Here is a 19,545-nt window from a genome sequence, read left to right on the forward strand (position 1 = left end):
TCCTATCCAATAGGATCAATTAATCCTAGAGTTTCCAACTCTTTTCTCAGCTTTTTAGATAATTCTTCTGATATATTTGTATGGCTTAATGGCAAATCCTTAGGCGCATCAGTGTTTTTAAGATATCGCCATCCCTGGAAAGGGCGAATTGGAATGGAAAAGGTGCGAATTATTTCTGAATCAAGAATAATTTGAATGCAGGGATTTCCGTTTTCCCGTTGACCTGGCAGAAAATCAACAATTTTCTGTCGGCAACATAAAGTTCCGTTAATAACCCGGTATAGGGAACCATTTTTTAAGATTTCATCGGCCTGCTTCGGCATAAAACGTGTTAAAGTGTATGAATTTCCATTGTTATTCACGGCCATTTGTTCATTAATAATTTTCAAATGCGCAATATCTTGGATACCAACTGCAACTTTCATCATGTGTAACAAAATAATATTCCTATTTTACCAAGATGTCTAAAATAGCATTTAATCGCATGCTTCCTGTCGGGGTTGTTTTCAACCGTTTTTGGTCCCACAAGATATAATCTTCTTCTACAAGCGTTTTTAAGATTTTCATATCGATTGCATTGGTTAAAGTCATATTGCATTTTTTTTGAAAGGCAATAGAATCAACACCTTCTTTCAAACGTAATCCCATTAATATCATTTCACGGGCTTTGTCGATTGAATTCAAGGCTTCCTTGATAATTAGGGCGTTACCATTTTTTTGCACTAATTCAAGCCAAATTTTAGGATTTTTCTTACGTTCTGTAGCATATAAAACAGCATTTTCTGTAATTCTGCCGTGTGCTCCTGGCCCGATACCAATATAATCTTGATAACGCCAATAGGCAAGATTGTGCCTGCTTTCCGCACCAATTTTAGCATAATTAGAAATTTCGTAATTATACATACCATATTGATGTGTCATTTCTTCCGTGGCAATTAATAATTCACTACTTAATTTTTCATCAGGGAGAGATAATTTCCCCTGTTTTTCATATTTGGCAAAAACTGTTCCTGGTTCTATTGTTAACTGGTAGAGTGATAAATGATCATGAGCCAAATCCAGTGCCATTTTTAATTCTTTCTGCCATTCGGAAAGGGTTTGTTCCTCACGTGCATAGATAAGATCAAAGGAAATTCTCGGAAATAGGCGTTTGGCAAGTGTTAAGGCGTCAATTGCCTGCTTTGCATCATGTTGACGACCTAACTTTTGTAGTGCTTGTTGGTTAAGGCTTTGGATACCAAGGGAAATGCGGTTAACACCTGCCTGTTGAAAATCTTTTAACTTTTGGATTTCAACACTGGTTGGATTGGCTTCAAGGGTGATTTCAAGGTCCTCAGTAACAGGTAAATGTTTGATGGCATAATCAATCAATTTATGCACTGTTATAGGATCCATTAAAGAGGGGGTGCCACCACCAAAAAAAATTGAGCTTAACTTATAATTTTCAATATTTGAAATAGCATGACGTAATTCCTGAAGCAAAGCATGTGCATAGGTTTCCTGTGGAATGATTTGAGCAACATGGCTATTGAAATCGCAATAGGGACATTTGGACAGGCAAAAAGGCCAATGGATATAAAGAGCCAAGGGATCAGGCTTATGTTTTCTTGTCTTTTTTTCCAAATTTAATAATTTTATTTCATTCATCAAACAGCAATACGGACTGAAAGTTCAACAACCCGATCAACGGGAATTCTTAAGAAATCGGTAATCGGGCTGGCATTGCGTAACATGAACATGAATATATTCATTCGCCATTTACTCATTTTAGAAATAGGGGCTCTTACAATTTGTTCCCTTGTTGTAAAATATGAAGCTTGTAAAGTATCAAAGAATTTCAGGTTGGGTTGAGTTTTCATTAGTTCAAGAGCACGGGGTAAATTAGGCATTTCCATAAATCCGTATCGAATTATCACTTGATAAATATTGGGTGCGAGTTGTCGCATTGCAATACGGTGCCCACGTTCCGCCTCTGGTTGTTTCAGATTTTCAATAGTTACAAAAAATACATGTTCATGTAAAACTTTGTTGTGCCGAATGTTATGTAATAGGGAACTTGGAACAGAAAGAGGGTCTGGTGTCATGAAAATGGCAATACCAGGAACCCTTGTTAAATGGGATTGAGGTAGGCGGTTTAAAAATGAGGCGATTGGTAAAGCACTTTGTGCCCGTTTATTATAAACCAGGGTGCGTCCTTTATTCCATGTTGTCATGAGGATGGTCAAACAAATTCCCAATAATAATGGGACCCACCCGCCTTGTGGAATCTTCAGGGCATTTGCCGAAAAGAAAGTGATATCAATGATAAAGAAAATTCCAAATGTACATGCGACTTTGTATATCGACCATTTGTAAGAACGGTTAAAAACCACAGAGGAAAGAATAGAGGTACAAGTAAAGGTTCCCGTAACTGCAATTCCGTATGCAGCGGCCAATGCATCAGAGGATTGGAAACTTAAAATCAATAAGAGGGACCCTATCATTAAGGCATTATTGACTTCAGGAATATAAATTTGTCCCTCTTCTCGTGCATTGGTATGTCGAATACGCAGCCTTGGAAAATATCCAAGTTGGGTTAATTGGCGTGCAAGTGAAAATCCTCCTGAAATTCCGGCCTGACTGGCGATAACAGTTGCAAATGTGGAAAGGATAACCAGAGGGATATTAAACCAATGAGGAGCCAAATAGAAAAACGGGTTTTCCAGAAATTTGGCATTGGAAAGAATGAGGGCACCTTGTCCAAGGTAATTTAAAGTCAGACAAGGAAGGACAAAACAGATCCAGCTGTAACGAATTGGACTTCTTCCAAAATGTCCCATATCAGCATATAAAGCTTCAGCACCTGTTACTGCCAAAACGACAGATCCAAGGGCAATAAACGCCATCCAACCGTGATGGATAATAAATAAAATCGCATGATGCGGAGAAAGAGCCAAAAGGATATAGGGATATTTCAGAACCTCATAGGCACCCAGAAAACCTATAGTCGCAAACCATATAAGCATGATTGGACCGAAAATTTTACCTATATGTTCAGTTCCCTTGCTTTGAAAACTGAATAATGCAACCAGGATTATAAGGGCAAGGGGGATGATGAAATTTTTTGTCTCTGGAAGAGAAACTTCCAGACCTTCAATTGCTGACAAAACTGAAATTGCCGGGGTAATCATTCCATCTCCAAAAAAAAGACAGGTTCCTGCAATACCGACAATTCCCAGAAATATTTTTCCTCTGGTTGTTTTTGATACACGTTGAGCCAAGGACATCAAGGCAAGGATTCCACCCTCTCCATTATGATCAGCGCGCATAACCAGCGTTACATATTTAATTGTAACGATTAATATTAATGCCCAGAAAATTAAGCTGACAACACCGAAAACCTCCCAAGACTTAATATTGCTGTGATGATTGGATACAACTAAAATTGTGGAACGTAGGGCGTAAATAGGGCTTGTCCCGATATCACCATAGACAACGCCCAGAACAGTCAACAAAATAGCCAAACTTAATGGTCTGATTTTATGTTCTGGTTGATCGGTTCCGAATTCTGTAACTTGGTTTTCCTGATCCAGTGATGGTAATACCGCAATCGTATCTTGTTTATAAAGTGTATCTGATGGAGATTCATTATCATTTTTTATTTTGGAAGGGGTTTTTCCCTCGATGATATTGATATCATCCGTACTTACGCTATCATTCTCTTCTTGGTTTGCTTCATTATCAGGGTTGATGTTTTCCTCATGAGAAGAAAGCATGATATATTACTCCACCTAGGTTGCAATTGCGGTAAATATTAAATTTGCAGCTGTTCATTATTGGAATGAATTATTTTTAGGATTTAAAGGGCGTGTTCCAAATATTCCAGTTCCCACCCTAACATACGTTGCTCCATATGTAATGGCTGTTTCAAAATCATTTGACATTCCCATTGATATTTCATTCAGACCAAATTTTCTGGCAAGATTGGCAAGTTTTCTAAAATGAGGAATAGGGTCTTCATGAACGGGGGGAATACCCATTACACCCTGAATTGATGATCCAAACCGTTTCCTGCATAATGAAATAAAATGATCCGCATCTTCGGGAAAAATTCCTGCCTTTTGCGGTTCTCTTCCTGTATTGATTTGGATGAAAAGGGTGGGGGACCGTCCTGTTTTCTGAATGGCTTTTTCAAGCGGATTGAGAATTGACAAACGGTCAACAGTTTCAATTGTATCCGCGATTTTAACGGCATCCAATAATTTATTGCTCTGGATGGGACCTATAATGTGCAGCTTAATATCTGGCTGTTCCGATAAAATGGGTGCAAATTTCTTTTTTGCCTCTTGAATACGGTTTTCACCAAATATCAACTGTTTATCCTTGAAAGCTGCATATATTGATTCCATGGGATGAAATTTTGAAACGGCAACAAGTCGAATATCATTTGGTTTACGTCCAGCTTTACAAGCAGCCTGTTGAATTTTATCCCGTATAGAATTTAAATTTCGGCTTATAATTTTTTGGATTGAATCATGCATTTAATAAATTATATAAAATTAGAAACACATTGTATCATACAGTATTGGTAAGTTATTTCAAATAGGATTATTTTCACTGAAGTATTCAAATTAATCTTCACTAATTGGATTTTATTCCCATTCCCGTTGTCTAAGCTGAAGAATGGAAGTGTTTTTCTTAATATACCTGTTTTTTAAGAAAGAATAAAAGTACCAATCCTTGAGAAAAAAAGGGGTGTATTCATATAGAAACTTTTCCATGCGGCTCCAGCGAATATTTTTATGTTTTGTGCGTCTTTCCGATGGAATACACCAATGTTTTGGAGAGTAATAAACTTTACCAATTTTTAAAAGTCTATGAATAACCTCATGATCTTCAAAGACATAAGGCCATAATTTTTGATCAAATCCCCCAATTTGCTTTAAACTTTTAGTACGAAAAGTCTGTGCATATCCTCCAGCATGACATTGCTTGGGCATTAATTTTGATTTTAAATATATTTTCCGACATCGTTTTTGACTTTTGCGATTTTTAAAGGGCTGATAAATATCACAAGCCATCACGGCAGAATATTCTGGGTGACTTTCAAAGAACTGATTACAAAATTCCAAATAATGTTGAGGATAGTAAGTATCAGCATCCATGGTTGCCACAAAAGGAGTGGTGACATGATTTAATCCAGTATGTAAGGCATTTGTTTTGCCAGGAAGTTTTTCATTAATAAACTGCACCTCAATTGCAGGATAAAAATTCATAAATTTTCTGGCTATCTTTTCAGAATTATCTGTGGAATGATTATTGATTAGAATAAGTTTAAATTTTTGATAATTTTGTAATGCTATGCTTTCAAGAGTACCTGGAAGAAAGGTTGCTTCATTATAATACGGTAAAAGAATAGTCCAATTTTTCATTTAAATATAATTTCTAGGTTTATGTTGATAAATTTTTTAAATATGAAATTTAAATTCATTCGGGATTAAATTCTTTTATATTGGATTTATTTTTTGGATAATTTATAATATTTTATTGTTAGAGTCTAAAATAAATAATTAGTTAAGATGAAATCTCGCAATTCTGGTAAAAATTGATTATCAGAAAAATAGAGCAGAGAACGTAGTAATTTTATTTATTGAAAGTGAATATATTTACTATTTAATTCATTTAAAACTATAATGATTTTAAGTAAGAAAAGTTATAATTTTTTGAAAAAAGATATATCAATTAAGAATCATCTGTCATCGAAAGAAAATATCCGATCTGACAGAAATAATGATCCTACTCGACAAATTGCTTTTGATACTGTTTGTCAGATATTTGACTGGAAACATCTTCCGTTAGAAACAGCATTAAAAAATGCTTTACCTGTTGATGTTGATCAAAGGGATAAGGCAGCAGCATATCGATTAATTGTCTGTATCTTGAGAAAAAAAGGAACATTAGAGGCGCTTGTAGAACCTTTTCTGAAACGATCGCCACCACAGCAGGTATTATGGATTATTTTGCTAGGGGTGGCTCAAATTCTTTTTTTGGAAACACCTGTACATGCCGCTATCTATACATCTGTAGAACTTGCGCGTCATAATGGATTTGCAAAGTTTACGGGTCTAGTCAATGCCGTTCTCAGGCGGATTTCTGAAAATGGACCAAGCATACTGAAGGATCTTGATCAAAATCGCTTGAATATCCCTGCATGGCTATGGAAGTCATGGAATCAGGCAGGATTTAATCCTCGTCAGTTGGCAACCCTGTTGGATAGTGAACCCCCTTTGGATATGCATTTCAAAACGAATGCCACTGTTCCAGAAGGAGGTGTGCAATTAATGAATAATCATTGGCGTTATTCTTGTCATGTAAAGGTTGAACAGCTTGACGGTTATCAGGAGGGGCAGTTCTGGATTCAGGATATGGCGGCATCTCTACCTGCCTATCTTTTGAATGTGAAGGAAAATGAAAAAGTTGCTGATTTATGTGCGGCACCCGGTGGTAAGACAGCACAATTAATTCAAGCAGGGGGAAATGTTGTTGCGGTTGAAAAAAAATCTATACGGTTAAAACGGTTGAAAGAAAATCTGAACCGGTTACAGATGGATGCAGTGTTGGTTCTTGGTGATGCTGGAAGTTTAAATTATCAAAATGAATTTGATGCGATATTATTGGATGCCCCCTGTTCTGCCACGGGTATTTTTAGACGACATCCAGATGTTTTGCATTTAAAAAAAGAAAATGAAATTCAAAGTCTTGTTAAGATTCAACGAAAGTTGATTGGTGCAGCGATCGGTTATCTAAAAAAAGGAGGACGATTAGTTTACAGCGTTTGCTCCCTACAGCGCTCCGAGGCAGAAGAGCAGGCAGAATTCTTTAGAAATTTACCTGGTGTTAGGGCTCTACCATTTACACAAAAAGAAATTCCATTTTTAACTGAAGCATTAACAGAAGAGGGATGGATTAGGACGCTTCCTTCTATGTGGCAAGAAAAAGGCGGAATGGATGGTTTTTTTATCGCACGTTTTGTAAAAGAAGACTAATTAAACATTATTTCAAGTGAAATATATCTTTGTATTGGTGGACACGATAAAATCAAATCGTGTTTTTTCTGTTCAATTCATAAATTTTATCATAAACTGCAGTTAATAGTTTGACATAATATTTGAAAATTTTAGAAAGGCTGTAAATTGGATATAAGGGTTCCCTTGATTGCTCCCAGTGTTCTTTCGGCAGATTTTGCATGTTTGGGAGAGGAAATTAGGGCGGTTGACAAACATGGTGCTGACTGGATACATCTTGATGTTATGGATGGTCATTTTGTTCCCAATATGACTTTTGGCCCAGTAGTTCTCAAATCTTTGCGATCTTATAGCAAGTTGTTTTTTGATGTGCATTTTATGATTGAACCTGTCGATCCTTTTATCGAACCGTTTGTTCAGGCGGGTGCCGATCAAATTTCTTTTCATATCGAGGCGGGGCCTCATGCGCATCGTTCCTTGCAACATATCAAATCGTTTGGAATAAAAGCCGGGATAGTATTATGTCCGGCCACACCTGCCAATGCAATTTCCGAGGTTATAGATCTTGTAGATAATATTCTAATTATGACTGTAAATCCTGGTTTTGGTGGACAGAAATTTTTATCCAGTCAATTGGCGAAAATTCGTGCAATACATGAAATGGTTCAAAAGTCGGGTCGTTCCATTCATATCAGTGTTGATGGCGGGATTAATGTTCAAACTGCACCCCTGGTGATAGAAGCGGGAGCCAATGTTTTGATAGCTGGAACTTCAATTTATGGTCAACCTGATTATGGTCAGGCAATAGATGCATTGCGGGGAACTAAAAAGTAAAAAATTTGCTAAATTATGACTTTCACCCATTAGGAGAAATGATTCAGAGAAATAGGGAGGCTTAGGATGGCTTTTCAAGAAATGGTAAAAAAAATCCGACTTTCTCTGGTACGATTACCTGCCATTGGTTATGGACAGATTCCCGAAGTTCCAGCATATATTTTGCGAGATTTATGGACCGGAAATTCTGTTTATGGCATGCATCTTGTAAAAGGGGAATTTATTTGCCAGGATTATGTTATTTCCCTATATCCCGGTCAATGGGGTGATAAAAACCTCTCCTGTGAAATTATTGGCAAACTGCATGGTTTTTCGTGGTTACGGGATATGCGAGAGCTAGGGACAGAAAATGCGCGTCTTGCAGCAAGAAATTTGGTGACGGATTGGATTGGCAATTCACCTTCATCTTATGATTCTGTTGTTTACAGACCGATTATCCTTGCAGATCGTATAGTGAATTGGTTGGGGTTCTATGATTTTTTTGCGGCATCAGCAGAAAAATATTTTCATCAACAATTTATGCGTCGAATTATGAAAGAAGGAAGATATGTTGTTGCCATGCTTCCTTTGGACAATCATACACATGAAAATTTTACGTTATTAAAGGCCGCTCTGGCTCTTGCATTATGTATGCCGGAACAATTTGATTTAATACCAAAAATCAGTAAATTCCTGCAAAGTGAACTGGCTGAACAGATTCTTGAAGATGGAATACATATTGAACGAAACCCTGAAATACAACTTTATGTATTGAGAGATCTGACCGAAATTCGTTTGATGTACCAGTTGATCAATATGCGTCCCCCTTCCGAACTTATTCTAGCGCTTGATAATGTCAGCCGTGCTTTAAGGGCATTGAGACATGGTGATGGCAGGCTTGCACTATTTAATGGTTCCAGTGAGAATGAGGCACATTTTATTGATCGTGTTCTGAGTAATTCCACACAAAAACGTGTTGCCATGACGGATATGAAAGCGGGTGGATATATTCGTTGTTTTGCCAATCGTTCAACTCTGTTAATTGACAGTGGTGTTCCACCGAAAAAGGTAGATATAAAATATCTTGGTGCTTTATCCTTTGAATTTTCTGCTGGTAAACAGAGATTAATTGTTAATTGTGGCGCTGGAGGATCATCAGCCTGGCGATCTGCGTTGGCGGGAACCGCGGCTCATTCTGTTCTAAAATTATCCAATACAGAAAGTGTTTTACTGGAGGATAATCAATTAAAAGATTTAAATTTTAAAGTTGAATCAATTCATGAAATGACTGAGGGTGCCCATTGGGTGGAATTAAGTCATAATGGCTGGCAAAAAGCATATGGTGCAATTTATCATCGTAAATTTTATCTTTCTGCGGATGGTCAGGATTTAAGAGGGGAGGAAACGCTCGATTTTGATCAGTCTTATCCTTTTACTATTCGTTTTCATCTACATCCTTCGGTTAAAGTTGAAGAAAAATTGGTTGAAATTCGGAAAAATGAGAAGGAAAAAATTTTTGTTTTATCGTTTCAACATCCTCAAGAAGGTAAACAAATTTGGTGGTTCCGTTTTTCCGATGCAGAGGGAAAAGTTGAAAATAGCGTCTACTTTGGTGAAAAAGTTCGACTTGCGACTAAACAGATTGTTTTATATAATCTGCATCAATCAAAAAAAAGTGATGTTGAAGAGAATAGAACTTCTATAACTAAATTTGAGAAACAAGACAAACAATCGGTTTTAAACGAAGAGCAAGAAGAAGGGTCTGATTATGTGGCTATTTTCCATAATCAAAACGATGATGCAAAAATATGGCAAAGAAACACTGCGGATCATGTTTCTGTTGGAATGCCTGAAGATTTGTCGGAAAAAACTTCAGAAATTCAGAGGCAATCAGAAATAAATAGTTCTCTAAATCATTCAAATATTAAGAATATTCAAAATGATAAAGAAAAAATAACTAAAATTCGATGGGCTCTGCGTCGTAAGGCATAAATGAATTTATGAAAATTTTGGAAATTGCACATGTTGATTTTGCCTTATATCAATTTCTACTTCCCTTAATGCGTAGGTTGCGTTCCTGTCACCATCAAGTCATTGGTGTTTGTGCAGAAGGAAGGTTATTGGAGAAAGTGAGCCAAGAGGGATTTCAGATTCGAACTGTTCCTTTTGTCCGTTCTTTTTCGATCATAGGTCAGTTAAAAGCTTTTTGGGTTCTTTACCGTATAATCAAACTTGAAAAACCAGATATCGTTCATGCCCATATGCCCATAAGTGGCGTATTGGCACGTATAGCCGCTTTTTTATGTGGAACGCCTGTAATTATTTATACTTGTCACGGATATCTTTTTAATCAACCCGGGAAAGGTATAAAATCATGGATAAGACGTCTATTATCCTTTGTTCTTGAATGGTGTTGTGGAAAAATTACGAATTTTTACATGACTGTCTCTCAGGAAGAGGCTCGAGATGCTAAAAGGTTGGGCATTCATTCCAATCCTATTTTTATAGGTAACGGTCGGGATCCAGCAAAATTCTTTTCTGATATTGCCCTGAAACAGAAATTTAGACAGGCAAACAAGATTCCACAGAATCATATAGTTTTTATGATAGTTTCCCGTCTTGTTCAACATAAAGGTTATCCAGAGTTAATCGTCGCTTTTTCTGCAATTGCAGAAAAGCTTCCAGAAGCTGAATTATGGATTGTAGGCGAAAGATTGTCTTCTGATTATGGTTTGGTATTGGATAAACTTTTTAATAAAGCACAAAAAAAATTGGGTAATCAAATACGTTTTTGGGGATATCGTCAAGACATAGATCAGTTGATGAAAGCTGCTGATGTTTTTGTTTTACCCAGTCATTTTGAAGGGTTACCAATGTCCATTATCGAGGCAATGTTAAGTGGTTTACCTGTTATAGGCACTTCAATACGGGGTCCCCGAGAACAAGTTCAGCATTCAGAAACAGGGCTATTGATCCCGCCAGGTTCTATATCTTTGCTATCCAGGGCAATGGCCTGGCTTGCCTTTCATCCAGAACAAAGAAAAAAAATGGGAGAAAATGGGCGGGCCAGGGCTTTATCAATGTATACCGAAGCTATCTGTCTGGATCGTGTTATGAATGTTTTTTCACAGATTGATGGGTTTGATAATCCCTTTTTATCCAAGCCTTGATCAAATCGAGGATAAAATCTTTTTCTGTCTGTGTTAAGGCCTGCCCCTTTTGAATCTTATACCATTTTTCAAGGCAGCTACGACAACAAGTTGCTGTGGCATGTTGGGCAATAAAAACAGGATGTCCTTTCCATGGCGTTTGTTTTCCATCATTTTTTGGAAAAGCAGGAGCCAGACGTTGATTGATGAAATCCGTAGCATGTTCAATTATTTTATCAAGGCCTTTATCGATTAGATATTTTCGTTCTTTTTCATGTAATGTAAATCTAGACCGGAATTTCGAATGATTAAGCCGATCCAAGATTAATTCTGTGGAAGAAGGAACCATTCTTGTGACTTTTTAATAAATAATTATTTCTGTGATTATCATAAATCAAACAAAATGAATATTATAATATTTGACAAAACTGTAAAATACGCATGATGTCATGACAATCAAAAAAAATACACGCAAAAAACGTGAACTCTTGTAAATAACCAAGGATGCACCAATCTGTCCGCCTATAAAAGAACCAATACCCATTATAAATGCACTAAAATAGTTGATTTGTCCGCCTGATATGAAGATACTGAGCGCGGTAATATTTCCAGCGATATTTAACGGTTTTGCAATCATTGTCGCAGTGTTAATACGTAATTTGTAAATCTGCATTAATGAAATTGTCCAGATCGCTCCTGTTCCAGGTCCAAAAAAGCCATTATAAAATCCAATTACAGTCCCCATCCATGGCAGTATTTTCGGTTTTATGGGCAACTGTCTTTTTTCAAGATTGAAATGTAGGTTTGGAAATAAATAATAATAAAGCAATATTGCCAATAAAAGCCATGGGACTATTTTGTTCAGGGTCTGATCAGCGCTGTATTGTAATGTAATTGTACCTATGGCAGATCCGATTACAGTGAAAAACAGAGGGATGGCAAGCCCATGAAAACTTAGTTGTCCGCTTTTCCAAAATCGTAATGTGGCCGATAATTCACCAATTGCTGATTGCAATTTATTTGTACCTAATGCAGGAATTATATTAATACCGGTAAAAAGTAGAGCGGGTACGGTTATTAAACCTCCACCACCTGCAAGGGTATCAATTGTCCCGGCTATTAAACCGATGAAAAATAGAAAACAATCATAAAAATAAAAATGCATTTAGAGATGTCTGTTTAATTGATTATAAAAAATCAATAAACTCATGGGGAATATCAAGATAGAGTGAATCAGCGTTATCAGGATCAGGATTAGTGATCAAATAGTCATCCAAGGTTCCTGTGCCAATTTTTGATCTCTGCGATTTTAGAAACCTGATTAGAACATTGTCGGATATTAAATGTGAGGTTCCCAATCCATTTTTAATATCTTCTGGGTTTCTTGGAATTCTGCGTCTGAGTTTTGAACGTTCAAGGAGGTGGTTCTGATCAGCATATTTCAAATGAAACAGCCATAAATCGTGCGCAAAAAGGGTTTCATTTTGACATCGATGAAAACCGGGTTCCCATTGCGTCGGAACTGATGAAACTGAGGGTTTGCATGACCAACTTTTAATGGTGCCCTTGGAACGTTGTTTAAAAATGGGTCTTGACCAATCAACAGGTTTTCCAATCAAAGGATCAATGATTTCCACACCTACACATCGACATGTTTTGGCAGAACATTGTGCAAGATATTCATGTAAGGAAGTCCAATGAGATGGACGGGGGATTATAAATTCGTCTGTGTCAATACAAAGAACCCAGTCATAAAGTTTTAAAAGTTTATGCTGCCATTCGCTCATTATATTGACGCTATCTTGTTCATCCAAATACTTGCGACGTGGAATGTGCTCAACATAAATGTATTGTTCAGCTTTGACAGGCGGATCGCTGCCATCATCAAGTATGAATAAGTTATCTTTTCCTACTAGTCTGGCATAATGCCTGATCCATATGGGAAGCATGGTTGTTTCTTGATAGCATTTTGTAATGGCTGCAATGCGAAGAGGTGATGTAAAATTCATAATAAAATCATATTTAAAAAAACTATTTTTTAAAATATCATTTTTCTTTTGAACTGGATAGAATTGAATGTTTGCGTCCGTAATAATAATAGCCAAAGACACCGATTACACTATAAATAAACATTAAGAGCAGTGGAAGTGGATTGTGATTAATTAGGGAATAAATCATGTCAATGACCAAGGGAAAAATCATGGTCAGGCAACATAGGATGCCGCAAACGGGAATATAGCCAATCCAGATATTCATAATTTTGAATCCACCAAAGGGTACCTGAAAGGGTCGATGAATATTGGGATGAACATTCCGCTGCCATATAACCGTGAAACAGACAATACCAAATGCCAGAGAGGTTCCAAGGCTGATTAGGTCACTTATGATATCAATAGGTAAAAAAGCTGTCGTAATGGCGATGCTGAGGCTGAGGATAATGGTTCCTATCCAAGGTGTACAATGTTTAGGATGAAGTTTGCTAAAAATTGGTGGAAGCAATCCATCCTGTGCCATGATGTAGAAAATGCGGCTTTGAGCATATAGCAAAACGAGCATTACTGAGCAAAGTCCAATAACTGCGCTAGATTTCAAAATCCAGGCCAAGTTTGGCATGTTCATATAATCAATTGCCAGGGCCAGTGGATCAGAAATGTTTAATTTTCTATAAGGAACAACCCCGACTAAAATTAGCGCTACACCAATATAAATCATGGTTGAAACAAACAAGGAAGCTATGATTCCAAATGGGACGTCCTTTTTAGGATTTTTGGCTTCTGATGCGGCTGTGGAAACAGCTTCAAAGCCTATATAGGCAAAAAAAATTGTGGAGGCTGCCCGAAAAATGCCCCTGATTCCAAAATTCATCGGACCTGTTGAGGAGGGGATAAAAGGTGTCAGGTTTTCCAGTTTAATATAGTGGAATCCCAAAATTATAAAAAGAATTAATACTCCGATTTTTAAACTGACGATTATTGCATTAATTGTTGTTGATTCGGAAACCCCATATAAGAGGAAGATGGCTGCGATCAGAACAGATCCTGCTCCAATCAGGTCAAGGGACTTAACAAATACAATTCCTTTTCCATATCCACCAATTGCAGGTTGAATCATGGGATTATGTAGCCATGAAGCGATATGAATATGGAAATCTTTTAGTAGGGAAACACTATAACTTGAAAATCCTGAGGCAACTGATACAGCCGATATTCCATATTCCAACAACAGTAACCATCCAACAATCCAAGCGAATTTTTCACCAAGTGATGTATAGGCATAACTGTATGCCGATCCTGCAGTCGGCATAGTGGATGCCAGTTCACCATAGGAAAGGGCAGTAAATAAACATGCTATTGAAGCAATAATGAAGGATAAAAGAATTGCTGGTCCAGCAAAATTAGCCGCAGCTGTTCCTGTCATGACAAAAATGCCTGCGCCAATGGTAGAGCCGACCCCAATCATTGTTAAACGCCATGGACCCAAACATTGTTTTAGACCATGTTTTTTTGAATCAAGTGTAAGTTGTTCCAGTGATTTGCGTTTAGAGAAAAAGGCCATATTTTTTATGTAAAGGGTTAGGTAATAAACCAAAAGAAAGACAACATTTTATGATAAAATAAAATTCAGATATTTTACCTAACATAAAATGTATCTAATTCGGGAAAATTAAAGAGATATAAAAAGAACAATGTTAATCTAAGGTTGATCAGATCTGTTCTTTAAAATTTTCTTAACGTAATTGGTAATTGTTTTTTCGATCTGCTCAGTTTGATCGGCAAAAATATGATCGGCATTAGGGATTGTATTATAGGCAACTTTGATGCCTTTTTGAGTGTTAAGTTTTTCAACAAGTTTGTCAATTTCCTGCAATGGGACAATGCTGTCGGATTCTCCTGCGATCATCAAACCGCTGCATGGACAAGGTGCAAGAAAATTAAAATCATAGTGGTTTGCCAATGGCGCGATGCTGATCCATCCTTGTATTTCAGGACGACGCATCAAGAGCTGCATTCCAATAAAGGCTCCAAACGAATACCCCGCGATCCATAATTCCCTGGAATTTGTATTCGCCATCTGTAACCAGTCCAGGGCCGCTGCCGCATCGGATATTTCACCAATACCACCATCATATTGTCCCTGAGACCGTCCAACACCACGAGAATTATAACGTAGTACGGAAAAATTCATTTTTTGGAATGCACAATACATTGTATAGGCAATTCGGTTATTCATTGTCCCACCTTGCAGAGGATGGGGATGTAGGATTAAGGCAAGGGGGGCGTTAGGTTGACTGGAATGGTGATAGCGTCCTTCAAGACGACCTGCTGGGCCTGCAAACATTACCTCTGGCATAGAACGATCCGTTTATCTATTAAAACTGGCACAATATGTAAGATTTAACAATAATATAAGTGAGTGTAGGAAAACAATAAAAACAGTTTATCTCTATAAAGATATTTCTTATAAAGTGAAAGTGTTTTTGTCTTATCTATAAAATATAAATGAAAAATCAATAGCGATATGGTGATCGGACAAGGTTAACATATCCTTTATCTTTGCTTATTTACCAGTAAATCTGTGAAAATATTTCTATTATAAGGTAACAGGGTTCATATTTGTATTTATATATTGTAAATTAAATACAGATTTAATTAAATTATTGTTGTAATGCAATAAATTATGCAGGTTATTTTTGGAATTCATGGTTTAATATAATAAATTGGATTATAAATGAAATGATACGACAATCTATATATCTAGATGCGAATGCCAGTGAGCCCATGCGCTCTTCAGTTATATCTGCAATGGTGGATATCATGCAGCAGACTGGTAATCCAACGTCTGTTCATCAAATGGGACGCAAGATTTATAATCAAATGGAAGATGCAAGAGAAACCTTGGTCGAATTATTCGGGGGGAGCGTTCAAAATTGTATTTTTACCTCTGGTGGGACAGAGGCAGATGTACTGGCTGTGCATGGTCAGATTGGTGAAGGCAATCAACAACGTCCTCTTTGGGTGGGAGCTACGGAACATCCTGCAATCATGCAAATTGACCTTTCAAAAAAAATTTTACCTGTAACACGGCAGGGCATTGTCGATCTTAACTTTTTAGAAGATGCACTAAAAAAAACGTCAATACCTCCCTTAGTGTGTTTAATGCTGGCCAATAATGAGACAGGTGTATTACATCCCATTCAACAGGCAGCAAAAATTTGTCATGATTATGGTGCAATTCTTCATGTAGACGCAGCTCAGGCTGCTGGACGTATAATGTTCAATTTGGAAGATATCGGAGCGGACAGCCTGATTCTTTCAGCTCACAAAATGGGAGGTCCAAAAGGGGTAGGCGCATTGCTATTGGCTGGTCATGAAAGAAATGCGAAAAAGATAAATCCTCTTTTTAGTGGAGGAGGACAGGAACAGGGAAGAAGGGGAGGAACTCTGGCTGTTCCGGCAATTATAGGGTTGATGACTGCCGCAAAAGAGGCCTGTAAAGAAGATCGTTCCAATATTTTAAAATTACGTAATTATTTGGAAAAAGAAGTGAAAAAATATGGAGCCGTCATTTGTGGCGAGGAAGCTGAACGTTTAGATAATACATCCTCTATAGCTTATGCTGGAGTTTCAGCGCAAAAATTATTTATGGCTTTGGATATGGCTGGTTTTTGTGTCTCAACGGGATCGGCATGTTTTTCAGGAAAATTATCGCGTTCACCTGTTTTATCAGCAATGGGATTGGAAGAATTGGCTGATTGTACGATCCGTGTATCTTTACCATGGAATATCCAGCAAAAAGATGTTGAAACTTTTATTCATGTTTATGGCCAGTTGATTCAAAAGTTAAAGGATTCATAATCTATAGAAAATGGATTTTTCAGGAAAAAACAAGATAAAAGAAAAGGTGATTTACCTTGATTATCAATCGACCACACCGTGTGACGAACGTGTTGTTGAAGCGATGCTACCCTATTTTGTGCATAATTTTGCAAATGCCAATTCAGAGCATATATTGGGTAAATATGTTGCTAAAACCATTGATAAGATTCGTGCCGACATTGCCGAAATGCTCGGGGTGGCTTCTCAAGAAATTATTTTTACCTCTGGTGCGACTGAATCCAATAATATTGCCTTGCAGGGTAGTGTGCGTTATCTAATTGATCATTATCCCAAGACCAAACGGATTATCACGATTGCGACTGAACATAAATCTGTTCTTGAAACAGTCCAGAATTTACAGTCTATTGGTGCTGATCCTTTTATTTTGCCAGTTCAATCCGATGGATTGATTGATCCTGATAGTTTGAAAGCGGCATTGCAGGTTCCAACAATATTAGTCAGTGTCATGGCCGCTAATAATGAAACAGGAGTTATACAGAACATTCCTTATTTGTCGGCATTGTCTCATGAATATGGCGCTCTTTTTCATTGTGATTTGTCTCAGGCTTGTGGAAAAATATCTGAAAAAATCCAGTTGCGTTCCTGGGGAATTGATCTTGCCTCAATTTCCGGGCATAAAATTTATGGGCCCAAAGGAATTGGCATTTTATATGTAAAACGTAAACCTCGGGTAAGGGTGGAACCTTTATTTTATGGAGGATATCAGGAACGAGGAATTCGATCAGGAACTTTGCCAGTTCCCTTGATTGTTGGTTTGGGTAAGGCATTTTCGCTATTTCAGAATGAGGGAAATGAAGAGATCAGGCGTTTGGCGTCTTATAAACATTTTTTGATAAATGAATTGCAAGCAAGAATTCCACAAATTAAAATTAATGGATCAATCGAATGTGCCTTGTCAAATTGTGTTAATCTACAATTTCCAGAGGTTAAGGCCCTTGATCTTTTGGCAAGAATTCCTCATTTATGTTTATCAACAGGTTCAGCATGCAATCATGTTTCTATGCCATCCTATGTTTTACAATCCATGGGATTGTCAGAACAAGAAGTTTTATCTAGTATCCGTTTTTCTTTTGGTCGGATGACAACAAAACAAGAAGTCGTTGAAACCGTTCATGACCTTTATTCAGCATGGTATGATGTAAGAAAAGGGACATGAGTTAAAATCAGAATATTAATTGGTTTTTAAATAAGGAATTCTATAAAATGCCACATATAGTTTTTATTGAACAAGATGGAACACGTCGTGAGGTGGATGCTCCTGTAGGGCTTTCAGTATTGGAAATAGCGCATAAGCATGGAATTGATCTTGAAGGTGCTTGTGAGGGATCATTGGCTTGTGCGACCTGTCATGTAATTGTTGATGAATCATGGTGGGATAAATTAAAGCCCGCCGCAGAAGAGGAGGAGGAGATGCTGGATATGGCTTTTGGGTTGGAAAGAACCTCTCGATTGGGTTGTCAGATTATTATGACAGAAGAATTGGATGGCTTAGTTGTTCGCTTGCCAAAGTTATCCTGAACCAATGCGTATTATGATTGCAATGTCGGGCGGAGTGGACAGTTCCGTTACGGCTGCTCTTCTAAAAGAACAAGGACATGAGGTTTTTGGTGCCACCTTGCAGCTTTATGATGCGCGAGGTGTGGTTAAAAAAGGTGCCTGTTGTGCAGGTCAGGACATCAGGGATGCACGTAGGGTATCAGAAAAGCTGGGTATCCCGCATTACGTTATCGATGCGGAAGACCGTTTTCAAACAACGGTAATTGAACGTTTCGCACAATCTTACCAAAAGGGAGAAACGCCTGTTCCATGTATTGCCTGTAATCAGGGAGTCAAATTTACGGATTTATTGACAATGGCGCGAGAGCTTGGGGCAGAAGCGATGGCAACAGGTCATTATGTGCGTCGAATTGTGGGAAAAAATGGTCCAGAGTTGCATCGTCCAGTTGATTTAAGTCGAGACCAATCATGGTTTTTATTCGCCACCACACTTGAACAGCTTGAATATTTGCGTTTTCCTTTAGGGGACATGCCAAATAAAGATAAAGTTCGGGAAGAAGCCGAACGTTTTCATTTGGCTGTTGCTCAGAAGTCGGATAGCCAGGACATATGTTTCGTTACAGATAATTCTTATATAAAAATTGTTGAGAAATTGGCGCCAGAAGGTGTTATGCCAGGCGAGATAGTTGACGAGCAGGGCGTTGTGATTGGTCATCATGAAGGTATTGCTAAATATACCATTGGTCAAACAAAACGGTTGGGTAATCTTGCCATGCGGGATGGGCAGCGACAAATGGTGTTACGAATTGAATCCGAAAAAAGAAGAATCGTTATTGGTCCAAAACAAAACAATATTTGTCAAACATTTTATTTACGCGATTTGAACTGGCTTATTCCTGTGCCTACTGAATTTTTATATTGTAATGTTCAGATTCGTGCGCGGGATCATGAACGACCTGCTAAAGTTATAATTGAAAAAAAGGATAGGGTAAGAGTAGAATTGGAAACGGCCGCTAACCCAGCACCTGGTCAGGCATGTGTTTTTTATCAAGGGACACGTGTTTTAGGAGGTGGATTTATTCTGTAAAAATTTAATTTGATATTACTTTAGGTTAAACTTTACTTTTAAAGTGAATTTCAGTTATTAAATCAGATATTATTTTAGTAAGTTAATAAATTATTTAA

At 37.5% G+C, this 19,545-nt stretch carries 18 protein-coding genes; 8 read left to right on the forward strand and 10 right to left on the reverse strand.

The features are described 5' to 3' along the window. Window positions 1-2: 2 nt before the first annotated feature. The 5 genes from H3T57_RS07315 to H3T57_RS07335 form a co-directional block, all read right to left on the reverse strand. A complete protein-coding gene (locus H3T57_RS07315) occupies window positions 3-428 on the reverse strand; it encodes a DUF1489 family protein (protein WP_198193738.1) in 426 nt (141 codons plus the stop codon). Window positions 429-447: 19 nt separating this feature from the next. Further along, complete coding sequence (gene hemW / locus H3T57_RS07320) at window positions 448-1,647, reverse strand: radical SAM family heme chaperone HemW (RefSeq protein ID WP_198193740.1); 1,200 nt, start codon at window positions 1,645-1,647, stop codon at window positions 448-450. Next, entirely contained in the window at window positions 1,647-3,755 is a 2,109-nt protein-coding gene (locus H3T57_RS07325; protein WP_198193742.1) for a potassium transporter Kup, read from the reverse strand. Before H3T57_RS07325 ends, hemW begins: the two co-directional genes overlap by 1 nt. Window positions 3,756-3,812: 57 nt before the next feature. Beyond that, window positions 3,813-4,520: a YggS family pyridoxal phosphate-dependent enzyme gene (locus H3T57_RS07330; protein ID WP_198193744.1), complete on the reverse strand. Its 708-nt coding sequence runs from the start codon at window positions 4,518-4,520 to the stop codon at window positions 3,813-3,815. A gap of 111 nt (window positions 4,521-4,631) precedes the next feature. Further along, the gene (locus H3T57_RS07335; RefSeq protein ID WP_198193746.1) at window positions 4,632-5,411 is read right to left on the reverse strand and encodes a glycosyltransferase family A protein; all 780 of its coding nucleotides are present in this window, start codon (window positions 5,409-5,411) and stop codon (window positions 4,632-4,634) included. 291 nt (window positions 5,412-5,702) lie between these two features. On the opposite strand from H3T57_RS07335, the gene H3T57_RS07340 reads away from it, so the two are divergent. The 4 genes from H3T57_RS07340 to H3T57_RS07355 all read left to right on the forward strand — a co-directional run bounded on the left by H3T57_RS07340 (window position 5,703) and on the right by H3T57_RS07355 (window position 10,987). Further along, on the forward strand, window positions 5,703-7,025 hold the full coding sequence (locus tag H3T57_RS07340) for an RsmB/NOP family class I SAM-dependent RNA methyltransferase (RefSeq protein WP_230873016.1): 1,323 nt from the start codon (window positions 5,703-5,705) through the stop codon (window positions 7,023-7,025). A 147-nt stretch (window positions 7,026-7,172) separates the two neighbouring features. After that, complete coding sequence (gene rpe / locus H3T57_RS07345; protein ID WP_110439414.1) at window positions 7,173-7,838, forward strand: ribulose-phosphate 3-epimerase; 666 nt, start codon at window positions 7,173-7,175, stop codon at window positions 7,836-7,838. A gap of 66 nt (window positions 7,839-7,904) precedes the next feature. After that, window positions 7,905-9,809 (forward strand): heparinase II/III family protein, encoded by a 1,905-nt coding sequence (locus H3T57_RS07350; RefSeq protein ID WP_198193748.1) that lies wholly within the window; start codon window positions 7,905-7,907, stop codon window positions 9,807-9,809. An 8-nt stretch (window positions 9,810-9,817) separates the two neighbouring features. Beyond that, window positions 9,818-10,987 carry a glycosyltransferase family 4 protein gene (locus tag H3T57_RS07355; protein ID WP_198193750.1) on the forward strand — a complete coding sequence of 390 codons (1,170 nt, stop codon included), beginning with the start codon at window positions 9,818-9,820 and terminating at the stop codon, window positions 10,985-10,987. Here H3T57_RS07355 and H3T57_RS07360 read toward each other — a convergent pair. The 5 genes from H3T57_RS07360 to H3T57_RS07380 form a co-directional block, all read right to left on the reverse strand. Next, window positions 10,929-11,315, reverse strand: coding sequence for a DUF4186 domain-containing protein (locus H3T57_RS07360; protein WP_155566380.1), 387 nt, complete (start codon window positions 11,313-11,315; stop codon window positions 10,929-10,931). The two genes, H3T57_RS07355 and H3T57_RS07360, sit on opposite strands and share 59 nt — an antisense overlap. A gap of 45 nt (window positions 11,316-11,360) precedes the next feature. After that, on the reverse strand, window positions 11,361-12,131 hold the full coding sequence (locus tag H3T57_RS07365; protein ID WP_198193752.1) for a TSUP family transporter: 771 nt from the start codon (window positions 12,129-12,131) through the stop codon (window positions 11,361-11,363). A 22-nt stretch (window positions 12,132-12,153) separates the two neighbouring features. Continuing rightward, a complete protein-coding gene (locus tag H3T57_RS07370; protein WP_198193754.1) occupies window positions 12,154-12,975 on the reverse strand; it encodes a glycosyltransferase family 2 protein in 822 nt (273 codons plus the stop codon). A gap of 37 nt (window positions 12,976-13,012) precedes the next feature. Continuing rightward, the gene (locus H3T57_RS07375; protein WP_232349801.1) at window positions 13,013-14,521 is read right to left on the reverse strand and encodes an APC family permease; all 1,509 of its coding nucleotides are present in this window, start codon (window positions 14,519-14,521) and stop codon (window positions 13,013-13,015) included. 138 nt (window positions 14,522-14,659) lie between these two features. Next, entirely contained in the window at window positions 14,660-15,316 is a 657-nt protein-coding gene (locus tag H3T57_RS07380) for an alpha/beta hydrolase (RefSeq protein WP_110439421.1), read from the reverse strand. Window positions 15,317-15,699: 383 nt separating this feature from the next. On the opposite strand from H3T57_RS07380, the gene H3T57_RS07385 reads away from it, so the two are divergent. Genes H3T57_RS07385 through mnmA form a run of 4 tightly spaced genes read left to right on the forward strand, consistent with a single transcriptional unit; the run spans window position 15,700 to window position 19,447 of the window. After that, a complete protein-coding gene (locus H3T57_RS07385) occupies window positions 15,700-16,821 on the forward strand; it encodes a cysteine desulfurase family protein (RefSeq protein ID WP_110439422.1) in 1,122 nt (373 codons plus the stop codon). Window positions 16,822-16,867: 46 nt separating this feature from the next. Continuing rightward, window positions 16,868-18,019, forward strand: coding sequence for a cysteine desulfurase family protein (locus tag H3T57_RS07390; protein WP_370552883.1), 1,152 nt, complete (start codon window positions 16,868-16,870; stop codon window positions 18,017-18,019). Between the two features lie 47 nt (window positions 18,020-18,066). Continuing rightward, on the forward strand, window positions 18,067-18,381 hold the full coding sequence (locus tag H3T57_RS07395) for a ferredoxin family 2Fe-2S iron-sulfur cluster binding protein (RefSeq protein WP_110439424.1): 315 nt from the start codon (window positions 18,067-18,069) through the stop codon (window positions 18,379-18,381). A 4-nt stretch (window positions 18,382-18,385) separates the two neighbouring features. Further along, window positions 18,386-19,447, forward strand: coding sequence for a tRNA 2-thiouridine(34) synthase MnmA (gene mnmA, locus H3T57_RS07400; protein WP_155568874.1), 1,062 nt, complete (start codon window positions 18,386-18,388; stop codon window positions 19,445-19,447). Window positions 19,448-19,545 lie beyond the last annotated feature (98 nt).

Origin of the sequence: Commensalibacter sp. W6292M3, from assembly GCF_016101315.1 — a bacterium.
Lineage (GTDB): Bacteria > Pseudomonadota > Alphaproteobacteria > Acetobacterales > Acetobacteraceae > Commensalibacter > Commensalibacter melissae.

Bases quoted from the DNA above. Each gene is read 5' to 3' on its own strand.
- H3T57_RS07350 (WP_198193748.1), top strand. From the start codon at position 7,905: ATGGCTTTTCAAGAAATGGTAAAAAAAATCCGACTTTCTCTGGTACGA.
- H3T57_RS07325 (WP_198193742.1), bottom strand. From the start codon at position 3,755: ATGCTTTCTTCTCATGAGGAAAACATCAACCCTGATAATGAAGCAAAC.
- H3T57_RS07335 (WP_198193746.1), bottom strand. From the start codon at position 5,411: ATGAAAAATTGGACTATTCTTTTACCGTATTATAATGAAGCAACCTTT.
- H3T57_RS07370 (WP_198193754.1), bottom strand. From the start codon at position 12,975: ATGAATTTTACATCACCTCTTCGCATTGCAGCCATTACAAAATGCTAT.
- H3T57_RS07315 (WP_198193738.1), bottom strand. From the start codon at position 428: ATGATGAAAGTTGCAGTTGGTATCCAAGATATTGCGCATTTGAAAATT.
- H3T57_RS07330 (WP_198193744.1), bottom strand. From the start codon at position 4,520: ATGCATGATTCAATCCAAAAAATTATAAGCCGAAATTTAAATTCTATA.
- H3T57_RS07395 (WP_110439424.1), top strand. From the start codon at position 18,067: ATGCCACATATAGTTTTTATTGAACAAGATGGAACACGTCGTGAGGTG.
- H3T57_RS07375 (WP_232349801.1), bottom strand. From the start codon at position 14,521: ATGGCCTTTTTCTCTAAACGCAAATCACTGGAACAACTTACACTTGAT.
- H3T57_RS07380 (WP_110439421.1), bottom strand. From the start codon at position 15,316: ATGCCAGAGGTAATGTTTGCAGGCCCAGCAGGTCGTCTTGAAGGACGC.
- H3T57_RS07360 (WP_155566380.1), bottom strand. From the start codon at position 11,315: ATGGTTCCTTCTTCCACAGAATTAATCTTGGATCGGCTTAATCATTCG.
- H3T57_RS07365 (WP_198193752.1), bottom strand. From the start codon at position 12,131: ATGCATTTTTATTTTTATGATTGTTTTCTATTTTTCATCGGTTTAATA.
- H3T57_RS07355 (WP_198193750.1), top strand. From the start codon at position 9,818: ATGAAAATTTTGGAAATTGCACATGTTGATTTTGCCTTATATCAATTT.
- hemW (WP_198193740.1), bottom strand. From the start codon at position 1,647: ATGAATGAAATAAAATTATTAAATTTGGAAAAAAAGACAAGAAAACAT.
- H3T57_RS07385 (WP_110439422.1), top strand. From the start codon at position 15,700: ATGATACGACAATCTATATATCTAGATGCGAATGCCAGTGAGCCCATG.
- mnmA (WP_155568874.1), top strand. From the start codon at position 18,386: ATGCGTATTATGATTGCAATGTCGGGCGGAGTGGACAGTTCCGTTACG.